Source organism: Rhizobium aethiopicum (assembly GCF_900094625.1).
GTDB classification, from domain to species: Bacteria; Pseudomonadota; Alphaproteobacteria; order Rhizobiales; family Rhizobiaceae; genus Rhizobium; species Rhizobium aethiopicum.
In genome coordinates this window covers 208224-221820 of the sequence record NZ_FMAJ01000007.1, presented here as the reverse complement: position 1 = coordinate 221820, position 13597 = coordinate 208224, and the positions used below count along the sequence as shown (strand labels likewise).

General features: G+C 61.4%; 8 protein-coding genes. All 8 read right to left on the bottom strand.

Annotated elements, in window-relative coordinates; all coding sequences use genetic code 11:
• Window positions 1–53: 53 nt before the first annotated feature.
• Window positions 54–2033 (bottom strand): glycogen debranching protein GlgX, encoded by a 1980-nt coding sequence (gene glgX, locus GA0061105_RS17085; RefSeq protein ID WP_092751689.1) that lies wholly within the window; start codon window positions 2031–2033, stop codon window positions 54–56.
• Between the two features lie 13 nt (window positions 2034–2046).
• Window positions 2047–3678, bottom strand: coding sequence for an alpha-D-glucose phosphate-specific phosphoglucomutase (locus GA0061105_RS17080; protein WP_092751687.1), 1632 nt, complete (start codon window positions 3676–3678; stop codon window positions 2047–2049).
• Between the two features lie 5 nt (window positions 3679–3683).
• Window positions 3684–5126, bottom strand: a complete 1443-nt coding sequence (gene glgA / locus GA0061105_RS17075) for a glycogen synthase GlgA (RefSeq protein WP_092751686.1) — start codon at window positions 5124–5126, stop codon at window positions 3684–3686.
• Window positions 5127–5129: 3 nt separating this feature from the next.
• Complete coding sequence (gene glgC, locus GA0061105_RS17070) at window positions 5130–6392, bottom strand: glucose-1-phosphate adenylyltransferase (protein ID WP_064694307.1); 1263 nt, start codon at window positions 6390–6392, stop codon at window positions 5130–5132.
• An 18-nt stretch (window positions 6393–6410) separates the two neighbouring features.
• Window positions 6411–8618: a 1,4-alpha-glucan branching protein GlgB gene (gene glgB / locus GA0061105_RS17065; protein ID WP_092751684.1), complete on the bottom strand. Its 2208-nt coding sequence runs from the start codon at window positions 8616–8618 to the stop codon at window positions 6411–6413.
• Entirely contained in the window at window positions 8615–11077 is a 2463-nt protein-coding gene (locus GA0061105_RS17060) for a glycogen/starch/alpha-glucan phosphorylase (RefSeq protein WP_092751682.1), read from the bottom strand. Before GA0061105_RS17060 ends, glgB begins: the two co-directional genes overlap by 4 nt.
• A 274-nt stretch (window positions 11078–11351) precedes the next feature.
• A complete protein-coding gene (locus GA0061105_RS17055) occupies window positions 11352–12602 on the bottom strand; it encodes a pilus assembly protein (protein ID WP_092751680.1) in 1251 nt (416 codons plus the stop codon).
• Window positions 12603–12716: 114 nt separating this feature from the next.
• Entirely contained in the window at window positions 12717–13595 is an 879-nt protein-coding gene (locus tag GA0061105_RS17050; RefSeq protein WP_092751678.1) for a transglutaminase family protein, read from the bottom strand.
• Window positions 13596–13597 lie beyond the last annotated feature (2 nt).

Genomic DNA, 13597 nt, shown 5'->3' with positions numbered 1-13597 from the left:
ATCGTGCATTTATGACGATTGCGACAAGGATTTGCGTGAGTGGAGGGAGGCAGTCATTTTTCTATGAAAAAGGCGACGGAGCGTGGCTCGACGGTCACGCGGGCGCCGGCCTTCTTCGCTCCGTCCGGCGTTAGTTGTCGCCAGGCCGGTTCGCCCTCCGACGGGAGCGTAAAGAGCTGGCGGCTCTCCGAACGATTGAAGAGCACGGCAAGCCGGGTCTTTCTGCCGCGCGAGGCTCGATCTCCTGTGGCGAGCAGCATGCCGAGGGTCGAGAGCGACGGCGTCTCCCATTCCGCAACGGTCATCGGTTCGCCGGAAAGCGAAATCCATTCGACGTCGCCGTTTCCTGACAGAAAGCCCGTTTCGGAAAAGATGGTGAAGCGGCGGCGGAGCCCCGCGACAAAGGCAGTATGGGCGACGAGGTCGTCGTTCAGCGCCTTCCAGTCCAGCCAGGTGATCTCATTGTCTTGGCAATAGGCGTTGTTGTTGCCACGTTGGCTGCGGCCGCCTTCGTCACCCGCTGTCAGCATGATGCTGCCGCGGGTGGCAAAGAGCGTCGATATCAGCGCCATCACGTCGTTTATCCGGCGCTTGCGGATACTGGGATAGAGGGTCTCCCCTTCGACGCCGTTGTTCCAGGAGTGGTTTTCGTTGTGGCCATCCCGATTGTGCTCGCCGTTGGCGTCATTGTGCTTGCCGGCATAGGAGACGAGGTCGATCAGCGTGAAGCCGTCATGGGCGGCGAGGAAATTGACGCTGCGCGTCTCTTTGCCGTCGTTGCGGGAGAAAATATCGGAGGAGCCGGCGAGTGCGGTTGCGAGCGAACCGGTTTTCCGCTGGTCGCCGCGCCAGTAGCAGCGCAGATCGTCGCGCACCCTGTCGTTCCATTCGAGGAAGGGCGGCGGGAAATTGCCGAGCTGGTAGCCACCCGGGCCGATGTCCCAGGGCTCGGCGATCATGATCCGATCGGCAAGCACGTTGTCGGCCAAGATCGCCGCAAGCGTTCCCCCATCGCGCGCGAAGCCGGTCGCGGTGCGGCCGAGCACCGGGGCGAGATCGAAGCGAAAGCCGTCGACTCCGGCGTTGAGCACGAAATGGCGCAGACTGTCGACGATGAGGCGCCTTACCTCCGGGTGGTCACAGGCAAGCGTGTTGCCGGTGCCCGTGTCGTTTATCAGTTCGCCAGGGCTGTTTTGAGCGTGGCGGTAATAATGCAGGTTGTCGAGGCCGCGCAGCGACAGTGTCGCACCATAGCGGTCGCTCTCACCGGTATGGTTGAAGACGAGATCAAGGATGACGGCGATGCCTTCAGCATGGAGAGCGGCGACCGTCCTGCGCAGTTCCGCCATGCCGCCGGGGACAATCCTGGGATCAAGCGCCATCAAGCCGACGGGATTGTACCCCCAGCCGTTGGTGAGGCCGAGTTGCGGCAGGTGGCGCTCATCGATCCAGGCGGTGATCGGCATCAGTTCGACGGCATCGACACCGATCCGCTTCAGATGCGCGATGACGGAGGGATGGGCAAGGGCGGCGACCGTGCCGCGCTCGACCGCCGGCACATCGGGGTGAAGAATGGTGAAGGGCCGCACCGCGACCTCGTAAATGAAGCCGCCCGGTGTGAAGAGCGGCTTGGCGACGGCGGCGCGGGTATCGGCGGTGACGATCGCCTTCGGCATCAGATCCTGGTTGTCTTCGCCGTAGATGCCGAGGCGGGGATCATAGCGGAACGGCCGGTCGATCTCCTTGGCGTAGGGGTCGAGTAGCAGCTTGGAACGATCGAACCAGAGGCCGTTGTCGGGCGCGTAGATACCGTCGGCGCGATAGCCGTAGCGCGCGCCTTGTTTCAGCCGGTCGACGAAGAGGCGATGAATGTGGTTGCCATCACGCGCCATCGGCAGGCGCGCGAATTCCCGATTGCCGTCATCTTCGAAGAGGCAGAGTTCGAGCTGTGCGGCATTTTGCGACCACACGGCAAATTCGACGCCGGTTTCGAAGACGGTCGCGCCGCCTCGAGCCGAACTTTCTCCCCGCATGGTCCCCTCCGGATCAGGTGATCACGGTTGGCTCGTCGCGTCCCGTGCGCTCACGAATGCTGGCAATGCTCTCGGCGGCGGCGATCAGATCGGCGAGCGCTTCCTGCGTTTCGATGTTATGACGAGTCGAATCCGGCTCGTAGCGCTCGATGTAGACGCGCAAGGTTGCACCAGAGGTGCCGGTGCCGGAGAGACGGAAGACGACGCGGGAGCCGCCCTCGAAGAGCACGCGGATGCCCTGATGCTCGCTGACCGATTTGTCGATCGGGTCGTGATAGGCGAAATCGTCGGCCTTCTCGACCGTCAGGCTGCCGAAACTCTTGCCCGGCAGGGTGGAAAGCTGGCTGCGGAGATTGTCCATCAGGCCATTCGCCGCGTCGGTATCGAGGCCTTCATAATCGTGACGCGAGTAGTAGTTGCGGCCGTAGGTCTGCCAGTGCTGGGTGACGACGTCGGCGACGCTCTCGCCGCGCACGGCAAGGATGTTCAGCCACAGCAGCACGGCCCAGAGGCCATCCTTCTCACGCACGTGACTGGAGCCCGTACCGGAGCTTTCCTCACCGCAGATCGTCGCCATGCCGGCGTCGAGCAAGTTGCCGAAGAACTTCCAGCCGGTCGGAGTCTCATACATGCCGATGCCGCGTTTTTCAGCAACGCGGTCGGCAGCACCCGATGTCGGCATGGAACGGGCGATGCCGGCGAGGCCGCCGGAATAGCCGGGGGCGAGATTGGCATTAGCGGCGAGGATTGCCAGGCTGTCGGAGGGGGTAACGAAGATACCGCGGCCGATAATCAGATTGCGGTCACCGTCACCGTCGGAGGCGGCGCCGAAATCGGGCGCGTCATCCCCCATCATCTCATCGAAGAGTTCTTTGCAGTGTACCGGGTTCGGGTCCGGATGATGACCGCCGAAATCCGGCAGCGGCATGAAGTTGCGCACTGAGCCCAGGGGAGCGCCGAGGCGATTTTCGAAGATTTCCTTGGCATAGGGGCCGGTGACGGCGCTCATCCCGTCGAAGGCAATGCGGAAGCCGAGGCTGATCAGGTTGCGGATGGCGCCGAAATCGAACAGTTCTTCCATCAGCGCGGCATAGTCCTCGACCGGGTCGATGACCGAGAGGATCATGCCGCCCGGCAGCTCGTCCTTGCCGATGCGGTCGAGATTGACGTCGGCGAAATCGGCGATCTTGTAGCTGTCGATCGTCTTCGAGCGCGCGTACATCGCGTCGGTGATCTTTTCCGGCGCCGGGCCGCCATTGTTGATGTTGTATTTGATGCCGAAGTCTTCAGTGGGGCCGCCGGGATTGTGGCTGGCCGACAGAATGATGCCGCCGAAAGCCTTGTATTTGCGGATGATGTGGGAGGCGGCCGGCGTCGACAGGATGCCGCCCTTGCCGACCATGACCTTGCCAAAGCCGTTGGCAGCGGCCATCTTGATCGCCTTCTGAATGACTTCCCGATTGTAGTAGCGTCCGTCACCGCCGATGACCAGGCACTTGCCCTGATAACCTTCCAGCGAATCGAAGATCGACTGGATGAAGTTCTCCGCATAATTCGGCTGCTGGAATACCGGGACCTTCTTGCGCAGGCCGGACGTGCCGGGCTTCTGGTCCAGGTAGGGCGTGGTGGGTACGGACTTGATCATTTAGGTCACATGCCTTTCGAGACGAGGCTTGAATAGAGGGCAGCGTAGCGTTCGGCGCTCTTCTCCCAGGAGACATCCGATTTCATGCCCTGCTTTTGCAATTGGGTCCAGAGTTTTCGGTCCGCGTAAAAATGCATTGCACGGCGGATTGCCTGTAGCATGCCGGTTTCCGTCACGGGTGAGAATTGTATGCCCGTTGCCACTTTGGCCGCAAGTGCGGCATGATTGGCGTCGATCACCGTGTCGTTTAGGCCGCCGGTGCGGGCGACGATCGGCACGCAGCCGTAGCGCAGCCCGTAAAGCTGGGTCAGCCCGCAGGGTTCGAAGCGCGACGGGATGATGATGGCGTCGCAGCCGGCCTGCATCAGATGCGACATCGGCTCGTTATAGCCGATCGAGACGCCGATCCGGCCCGGGTGGCGGCTGGCGGAGGCGAGCAGCGCGCCTTCAAGCGCGGCTTCGCCGGAGCCGAGCACGACGAGCTTGCCGCCCATGGCGACGATCTGGTCGGCGACATTGGCGACAATATCCATGCCCTTCTGCCAGGTGAGGCGGCTGATTACGCAGAAGATCGGGGCATCGTCATCGTCGAGATGAAAGAACTCGGCAATCGAGCGGCGGTTTTCCTCGCGGTTCTTCAGCGTTGTCGGGCCATAATGGGTGTGGACGACGGGATCGGTCGCCGGGTTCCAGATATCGGTGTCGATGCCGTTGACGATGCCATGCAAATGGTCGATGCGCGTGGCGATGACGCCTTCGAGCCCCATGCCGAATTCCGGTGTCAGGATCTCATCGGCATAGGTGGGGCTGACTGTTGTGACCGCATGGGCGGTCTGCAGGCCGCCCTTGAGGAAACCGACGGTGCCGTAATATTCGATGCCGTTGACGGCGAAGGCATGGTCGGGCAGGCGCAGGCCGGCAAAAATGTCGGAGCCGAATTGGCCCTGGAAGGCGATGTTGTGGATCGTCAGGACGCTCGGCAGTTCCGGCGTCGGATAATAGCGCATGTAGACCGACGTCAGCGCTGCCTGCCAATCGTGCGTGTGGACCAGATCCGGCCGCCAGCCGGGCAGCAGGCCGGCGGCGATCTCGGAGGCGGCGAGCGACAGAGCGGCGAAACGGCGCCAATTGTCGGGGTGATCCTTGCCGAGCGGATCGAGATAGGGGCCACCCGGCCTGTCGTAGTAGGCAGGTGCATCGAGAACCAGCAGATCCAGGCCCTCGTGCTGAACCTCCAGCACTGTCGCCCGCTCGCCGAGCAGGTCGGGCAATTCAAGCCTGGCGACGGGGTTGCGAATGACCTTCATGACGGCGGGATAGCCGGGCAGAAGGGTCTTGGTCTCTATCCCGAAGGCGTTGAGGGCAATTGGCAGGGCGCCTGATACATCGGCCAGGCCCCCTGTCTTGATCAGAGGGAAGACTTCGGACGAAACCGAAAGAACTTTCATAAGTCAGATATCCAGCTTGTCGATCATCGGTTGCGTGATCAGGCAGATGCCGCTTTCTGTGCGTCTGAAGCGCTTGGCGTCGAGCTCGGCATCCTCGCCGACGACGAGGCCCTCCGGAATGACGACGCCGTGGTCGATCACCACGTCCTTAAGCTGCGCCCGCCGTCCGATCTTCACGTTCGGCAGGATGACCGCCCCTTCCAGCTTGGAAAAGGAGTTGGCTCTGACGCCGGTGAAGAGCAGGCTCTTGTTGAGGCTGGCGCCGGAGATGATGCAGTCGCCTGAGACGACGGAAGAGGTGGCCGAGCCGCGGCGGTCCTCGTCGTCATGGACGAATTTCGCCGGCGGAGTGATCTCGGCATAGGTCCAGATCGGCCAGGACTTGTCGTAGATATCGAGCTCCGGCACGATCGCCGTCAGGTCGATATTGGCCTGCCAGTAGGCGTCGATCGTGCCGACGTCGCGCCAGTAGGGCTCGTGCTCAAAATCGGAACGGACGCAGGATTTGGCGAAGCGGTGGGCGACCGCCTTACCGTTTTTGACGATATGGGGAATGATGTCCTTGCCGAAATCCCGGCTCGACGTCGGGTCGGCGGCGTCCCGGCGCAAGGCATCGAGCAGGAATTTGGTGTGGAAGACATAGATGCCCATCGAGGCGAGCGCGAAATCCGGCTTGTCGGGAATTCCGGGCGGATCGGCCGGCTTTTCGATGAAGGCGAAGATCTCATCCTTGTCGTTGACATGCATGACGCCGAAGCCGGTCGCTTCCATGCGCGGCACTTCCAGGCAGCCGATCGTCACGTCCGCGCCGGAATCGACATGCTGCTGGAGCATGTATTCATAGTCCATCTTGTAAACATGGTCGCCGGCGAGGATGACCATGTATTCGACGCCGTAATCCTCGATAATATCGATGTTCTGATAAACGGCGTCGGCGGTGCCTTCATACCACTGCGTCTCGGAAACGCGTTGCGAGGCGGGCAGGATGTCGAAGCTTTCGTTTCGCTCCGGGCGGAAGAAGTTCCAGCCGCGCTGCATGTGGCGGATCAGCGAATGCGCCTTGTATTGCGTCGCGACGCCGATGCGGCGAATGCCCGAATTCAGCGCGTTCGACAGCGCAAAATCGATGATGCGGGCCTTGCCGCCGAAATAGACGGCGGGCTTGGCACGCCGGTCGGTGAGTTCCTTGAGACGGCTCCCCCTGCCGCCCGCCAGAACATAGGCCATTGCATCGCGGGCAAGTGGCTGAATACGCTTTTCTACCATTTTCTCCTCCCACCAGTCTTAATTTTCAGGTTCAAGCATGATTGTCGCCAAGGGCGGCAGCGTGATCGAGCAGGTGATATTGCCGCCGGCATCGACGGCCTGCACGCGCCCGCCATTGCCCTTGCCGCTGCCGCCATAGATGTCGGCATCGGTATTCAGAATCTCCCGCCAGCGGCCCGCCAGGGGCAGGCGTATCAGATAGTTCTCGCGGAAGACGGGAGTAAAGTTGGTGATGACGACGATGGGCTTCTGGTCCGGCGCCTTGCGCTGCCAGGCGAAGACGGAATTCTCGCCATCATCGGCAACCAGCCATTCGAAGCCTTCGCCCTCGCAGTCACGTTCATGCAGGGCCGGCTTGCTGCGATAGGTGAAGTTGAGGTCGCGGATCAGGCGCCGCATGCCCTCGTGCATGCGGTATTGCAGCAGGTTCCAGTCGAGCGACCGATCCTCGCTCCACTCGCTCCACTGGGCGAATTCCTGGCCCATGAACAAGAGCTTCTTGCCGGGATAGCCCCACATGAAAGCGTAATAAGCGCGCAGATTGGCGAATTTCTGCCAATCGTCGCCCGGCATCTTGGCGATCAGCGAGCCCTTTCCGTGAACGACCTCGTCATGCGACAGCGGCAGAACGAAATTTTCCGAATAGGCGTAGAGGAGGCCGAAGGTGAGCTCATTATGGTGGTGCTTGCGGTACACCGGGTCCCGCTTCATGTAGCTCAGCGTGTCATGCATGAAACCCATGTTCCATTTGAAGCCGAAGCCGAGGCCGCCTTCATGCACGGGTTGCGAGACTTTCGGCCAGGAGGTCGATTCCTCGGCGATGGTCATGACATTGGAATGCTGGCCGTAGATGCGGATGTTGAGGTCCTGCAGAAAGCGGACAGCTTCGAGGTTCTCGTTGCCGCCATATTCGTTCGGGATCCATTCGCCGTGCTTGCGGGAATAATCGAGATAGAGCATCGAGGCGACGGCATCGACGCGCAGGCCGTCGAGATGGAACTTCTCAGCCCAATAAAGGGCGTTGTTGACCAGATAGGAAACCACTTCGGTGCGGCCGAAATTATAGATCGCCGTGTTCCAGTCCGGATGGAAACCCTTGCGCGGGTCTTCGTGCTCATAGAGCGCTGTGCCGTCGAACCAGCCGAGGCCATGCTCGTCGGTCGGAAAATGCGCCGGCACCCAGTCGAGGATGACGCCGATGCCGACCTTGTGGCAGCCGTTGACGAAACGGGCGAAGCCCTCCGGCTCACCGAAGCGGGCGGTCGGCGCGTAAAGGCCGGTCGTCTGGTAGCCCCAGGAGGGGTCGTAGGGATGCTCGGTGATCGGCAGGAATTCGATATGGGTGAAACCCATATCGACGCAATAGGGGATGAGGCTGGAGGCGAGCTCGTCCCAGGAAAGCATGGTGCCATCCTGCCGGCGCTGCCAGGAGCCGGCATGCACCTCATAGATCGAGATCGGCTGGCGGCGCTTGTCGGTCTCGCGCCAGTGCTTCAGGTGGGCTTCGTCCTCCCAAACCTGCTCCAGCTCGGCAGCGGCGATCGAGGCGGTCTTCGGCCTGAGTTCGCTGCGGCGGGCGAAGGGATCGGCCTTCAGCGGCAGCAATACGCCGTCGTGGCCGCGGATCTCGAATTTGTAGGCGACGCCGAGCGGTACATCAGGGGCGAAAATCTCCCAGATGCCGCTGTCGGCGCGGAAGCGCATGATGTGGCGACGGCCGTCCCAATTGTTGAAATCGCCGACCACCGAAACGCGCTGTGCATTCGGCGCCCAGACCGCGAAGTGGATGCCCTGGGCGCCGTCATGCCTGATGAGATGGGCCCCCATCTTGTCGAACAGGCGCAGATGCGAGCCTTCACGGGCAAAATAATCGTCCATCGGCCCGAGCACCGGACCAAAGCTATAGGGGTCGGTGACCGCCCATTCGGCGTCGCCGCGCCGGGCGCGGTAGCGCACCGGCTGCAGTTTGGCGAGCGAAACCGGACCGGCAAAGACACCGTCGGCGTGGAGCTGCTTCAGTTCGCCGACGACGCTGCCATCAAGCGTCATGGCGGTCACTTCCTCGGCGCCCGGGATGAAGCACCGGGCGACGAAAGCGTCGCCCGCCTGGTGCACACCTAGGACGGCAAAGGGATTGGAATGCGAGCCGGCAAGGATCGCCGTGATTTCATCTGCCGAAATTTCCCAGGAAAGCTTTACTTCAGGGACGGTTTTCGGCGTTTTCATCCGGCTCTCCAGATTTCGTCTGCATATTGCCTGATCGTGCGATCGGAGGAGAACCAGCCCATCCGTGCCGTATTGTTGATCGTCTTCGTGTACCAGGCGGACTGGTTGGTCCAGATCTGATCGACGTCGCGCTGGGCCTGCGCGTAAGCGTCGAAATCCGCGGCGACCATGAACCAGTCATGCGAATAGATGCCGTCGATCAGCGCCGCGTAACGATTGCGGTCGTCGGGCGAGAAGACGCCGGAACCGATGGCTGAAAGCGCCTGGGAGAGTTCGCGGGACCCTTCGATAATGGCGCGGGGATTGTGGCCATCGCTGCGGACCTTGGCGACCTCATCGGCCCTAAGGCCGAAGATGACAATGTTGTCTTCGCCGACATTGTCGCGCATTTCGACATTGGCGCCGTCGAGCGTGCCGATCGTCAGCGCGCCATTGAGGCCGAACTTCATGTTGCCGGTGCCGGAGGCTTCCATGCCGGCGGTCGAAATCTGCTCGGAAAGGTCGGCGGCGGGAACCATGACCTCGGCAAGCGAGACATTGTAATTGGGCACGAAGACGACCTTCAGCAGGCCGCGCACCGCCGGATCGTTGTTGATCGTGCGGGCGACGTCATTGATCAGTTTGATGATCAGCTTGGCGTTGTAGTAGCTTGGCGCCGCCTTGCCGGCGAAGAGTTTCACGCGCGGCACCCAGTCGAGCTCGGGATGGGAGCGGATCTGGTCGTAAAGGGCGACCGCTTCGATGATGTTCAGAAGCTGGCGCTTGTATTCGTGGATACGCTTGATCTGGATGTCGAACATCGCCGACGGATCGAGTTTGACGCCCATGCGGCTGGCGACGAGGTTGGAGAGCGCCACCTTGTTGGCCCGCTTCACAGCGGCGAACTTCTGCTGGAAGCCCGGATCGGAAGCATGCGCCTCGAGCGGGCGCAGCTTCTCGGCGTCATCGAGGAATTCGTCGCCGATCGCCTCGCGGATCAGACCGGTGAGGCTGGGATTGCACTGCTGCAGCCAGCGGCGCGGCGTGATGCCATTGGTCTTGTTGTTGATGCGATCCGGATAGAGCTTGTGCAGGTCGGCAAAAACCGTGACCTTCATCAGGTCGGTGTGCAGTGCCGAGACGCCGTTGATCGAGTGAGAGCCGATGAAGGCGAGATTGCCCATGCGCACCCGGCGGTCGCCGCTTTCCTCGATCAGCGAGATCGAGCGGATTTCGCTGTCGGAGAAGTTTTTACCCTTGCGGGCGTCGAGCAGGATCTTGGCATTGATCGCATAGACGATCTGCATGTGGCGCGGCAGCAGGCGCTCGAAGAGCGGGACCGGCCAGCTTTCCAGCGCTTCGGGCAGAAGCGTGTGGTTGGTGTAGGAAAAGGTGCGGCGGGTGATGTCCCAGGCCTGGTCGAAATCCATGCCGTGTACGTCGCAGAGCAAACGCACCAGCTCGGCGACCGAGACGGCCGGGTGGGTGTCGTTCAACTGGATCGCCACCTTGTCCGGAAGCGAGGTGAAGTCGTCATATTGCTGCAGGTGGCGGCGCAGGATGTCCTGCAACGAGGCGGACGAGAAGAAAAATTCCTGCCGCAGCCGCAACTCCTGACCGGCAGGCGTGGCATCGGCGGGATAGAGGACCCGGGTCAGGCTTTCGGCCTTGTTGCTTTCGCGCAGCGCGCCGATGTGATCGCCGGCATTGAAGGCATCGAGCAGGATCGGGTCGATCGGCTGCGCCGACCACAGGCGCAGCGTGTTGACGCGTTTTCCCCGCCAGCCGACGACGGGCGTGTCGAAGGCGGCGGCGATGACACGTTCGGCCGGTTTCCAGACGTAGCGCGGCTGGTCGTCATGGGTGGTAATTGATTCGACGGCGCCGCCGAAGCCGATTTCGTAAGCGCTTTCGCGGCGCTCGAACTCCCAGGGATTGCCGTGGGCGAGCCAGTTTTCGGGCAGCTCCACCTGCCAGCCATCGGCCATCTGCTGGCGGAAGAGGCCGTGGACATAACGGATGCCATAGCCATAGGCCGGAACGTCGACCGTCGCCATGCTTTCCATGAAACAGGCGGCCAGACGGCCGAGGCCGCCATTGCCGAGCGCGGCGTCCGGCTCCAGGCCGGCGATGACGTTGACGTCGACGCCGAGGGAGCTAAGCGCATCGCGCACCTCTTCCATCAGGCCGAGGTTGGAGACGGCGTCGCGCATCAGGCGGCCGATCAGGAACTCGAGAGAAAGATAATAGACGCGCTTGGCGCCGGTCGCATAGACCTCACGGGTGGAGGCCATCCACTTGTCGATGATGCGGTCGCGCACCACCAGGATCGTCGCCGTCAGCCAGTCATGCGGCTTTGCCACTTTGGCATCCTTGCCGATGCGGTAGGTCAGGCGTTCGATGATTTCCTCAGCGAGAATTTCCGGCCTTGAACTGCGGGGAGCGGGAGAGGGGATAACCGGCTTGGAAACGGTATTCATGGTCAGATCTCGCCAATTTTAATTTGGTTTCAGGGTGTTATGCCTGATTTAATCGATTTGTCGCCTGAGCTTGCGACAGTTTATGCATCGTTAGGAAGCACTTGCAACAAGGGATTTGGGCAAACGAAAAATTTGCGAAACCTCCGTATTCACGCGAATTAAGAGGGTTGATTTAAATCGCTTTTCCCGATCTGATGTGGGGATAGAGATAATAAAAAGCCGCGCCGGTTTGCTCCGGCGCGGCTTTTTGTTCGGCTTTTCGCCTGATGTATCGTCAGTTTGTCAGGCGGGTCATCTGGGCGGAAGCCTTCGCTCCGATCGCCTTGAACGCGGCCAGGAGGTCTGCCATTTGTTCCGCTTGGAAATAATGGGCAGCATCGGAGGCGCAATACTGCAGCAGCGCCTGTCCGCCCGGCGGCGCCATGAAGGCGATCGTATAGATTTCGATGCCCTTGGACTTGGCGGTGTCACATGTCGCCTTGGTCAGGGTGTCATAGGAACGGCCGCCGCTGCTATCGTTGTTATTGTCGCCGTCGGTCATGAAGACGATATACTTTTTGGGCACTTGCCCGGTCTTCGCCCTGTGGGCCGCGTCCTCGGCGTCATTCCCGGCAGCGTTTTTGGCAGTCAGAGACAAGTAGGCCGTGCTCATTGCGCCGCTCGAATTCGTGCCGCCATTGGCCTGTAGCGCGTTGACATAGCTCGAGACTCCGGCGGTCCCCCAGTTAAGGCTGCTGGGTGAGTATTGAACGATATCGTAGGATACCGCGCCGGTGCGCACATATTCCGCGTTGGGGTCGGCGCTGTTGAGCTGGCCGAAGAGATTGCCGGCGGCCATCTTCAGCGCTTCTATCTTGGTGTAATGGTTCGCGCGGGTGCCGGTGCAGGTGTCGTAAACCAACTTGCCTTTCTTGTTGACGTAGGGGTTGCAGGCATAGGTAAAGGTTTCCGTCGGATCATCCTCGTTGACAGTGGTGGTATCCTCTCCCATCGACCCTGATTTATCGAGCGCGAGAAACATGGAGACGGAGCCCTGGCTATTGGAGCCCGGGGTCTGCGAAGGACCATTGACCGTCGTGCTTGACGCAGAAAGATGCTGCGTGCTGAAGCCGACCGCCTGCATGAGCGGATTCACCGTGAGGTCGTAGCTCGGTGTAACGGTCACCTGGTAGGATGCCGAGTTGCCTGATGTGCTCGTCTGGACATTGACGGCGGTCGCGTTCTTGATATCAACGCCGTCCTGCAGGTAATTCGCCATTTGTCCGGCTACGAAATTCCGTGCGAAGGCTTCGGCCTGAGAGGTTTGGATCGTGCCGTTGCCCAGGGCAGTCGCTGTTGCCAGCGCGGCTGAATCGGCCGCCTCCTGCAACTGCTGTTTCGAGAGCAATAGATCGCCCATCTGGATCGCCATGCCAGCCGCGCCGAGAAGAACGGGCAGCATGATCGCCGTCATCATACCGAAATTGCCGCTGCGGTCGCCGCACATTCGACGCACGCAGGGATTTTGCAAAAAAGAGGTGCTCATCATGTTCACCCAACTGGAAACCCTGTGAGGTGATTTACGCACGCGGCTTCTTTACGCCGTCCTTACGGCGTCAATAGAATTTTAACGAATCGCCGGATTTTTCCAGTTTTGGGATTATTTCAGCGGGATGACGTCGACCGCTTGCGCGGCGCGCTGGCCGCCGTAACTTTTGAGCACGCCGATCACGGGAACGACGTCGGAATAGTCGCGGCCGTAGGCGACGACGATGTGATCCGTGCCGGCAGGAATGTTGTTGGTTGGGTCGAGCTCGATCCAGCCGATCGTCTCGCCGCACCAGATTCGTACCCAGGCATGCATCGCGTCGGCCCCTTCCAGCCGTTCCTTGCCCGCGGGCGGAATAGTGCGCAGGAAACCGGAGACGTAGCCGGCCGGAATGCCGAGGCTTCTGAGCGCCAGGATCATGATGTGGGTGAAATCCTGGCAGACGCCGCGCTTCAGCCTGAACGCTTCGAGCGGGGTCGTGTCGACCGTCGTCGCGTCGGGATCGTAGGTGAAATCCTTGCTGATGCGGGCACAGATCGCGTGGGCGATCTGCATCGCCGTCAGATCCGCTGCGGCACAGCTTCGCGCATAGTCGGCGATCTCGCGCGCCTGCGTCAGACGCGGACTGTCGCCGAGGAAATGGTGCGGCGAGTCCGGCGCCAGCGACCAGACACCTGCTATTTCCTCCGGCAGGTCGGCCAGGAGCGGCGAGAAATCGGCGCCGACCGGCTGGCTTTCCACCTGCACGCGGGCCTGCATGCGAATGTCGAGCGCCTCGTGCGGCGCGCGCAGCATGAAAGAGGTGGCGGAATGCTGGAAGAAATCGACGAAATGCGACTGCTCGTCAGGCGCCGGCGAAACGGTGATCGAGCCGGCGACCAGGCGTTGCCGGTTGGTCAGCGACAGCGGCATCAGCCGCATGATATGGCGAGCGCCGGAGGCCGGCACATCGTAGCTGTAGCCCATGCGGAGGGAGAGGTCGTAAAGCACCG

Coding starts and splice junctions, on each gene's coding strand:
- glgX (WP_092751689.1), bottom strand. CDS start 2,033: ATGCGGGGAGAAAGTTCGGCTCGAGGCGGCGCGACCGTCTTCGAAACC.
- GA0061105_RS17080 (WP_092751687.1), bottom strand. CDS start 3,678: ATGATCAAGTCCGTACCCACCACGCCCTACCTGGACCAGAAGCCCGGC.
- glgA (WP_092751686.1), bottom strand. CDS start 5,126: ATGAAAGTTCTTTCGGTTTCGTCCGAAGTCTTCCCTCTGATCAAGACA.
- glgC (WP_064694307.1), bottom strand. CDS start 6,392: ATGGTAGAAAAGCGTATTCAGCCACTTGCCCGCGATGCAATGGCCTAT.
- glgB (WP_092751684.1), bottom strand. CDS start 8,618: ATGAAAACGCCGAAAACCGTCCCTGAAGTAAAGCTTTCCTGGGAAATT.
- GA0061105_RS17060 (WP_092751682.1), bottom strand. CDS start 11,077: ATGAATACCGTTTCCAAGCCGGTTATCCCCTCTCCCGCTCCCCGCAGT.
- GA0061105_RS17055 (WP_092751680.1), bottom strand. CDS start 12,602: ATGAGCACCTCTTTTTTGCAAAATCCCTGCGTGCGTCGAATGTGCGGC.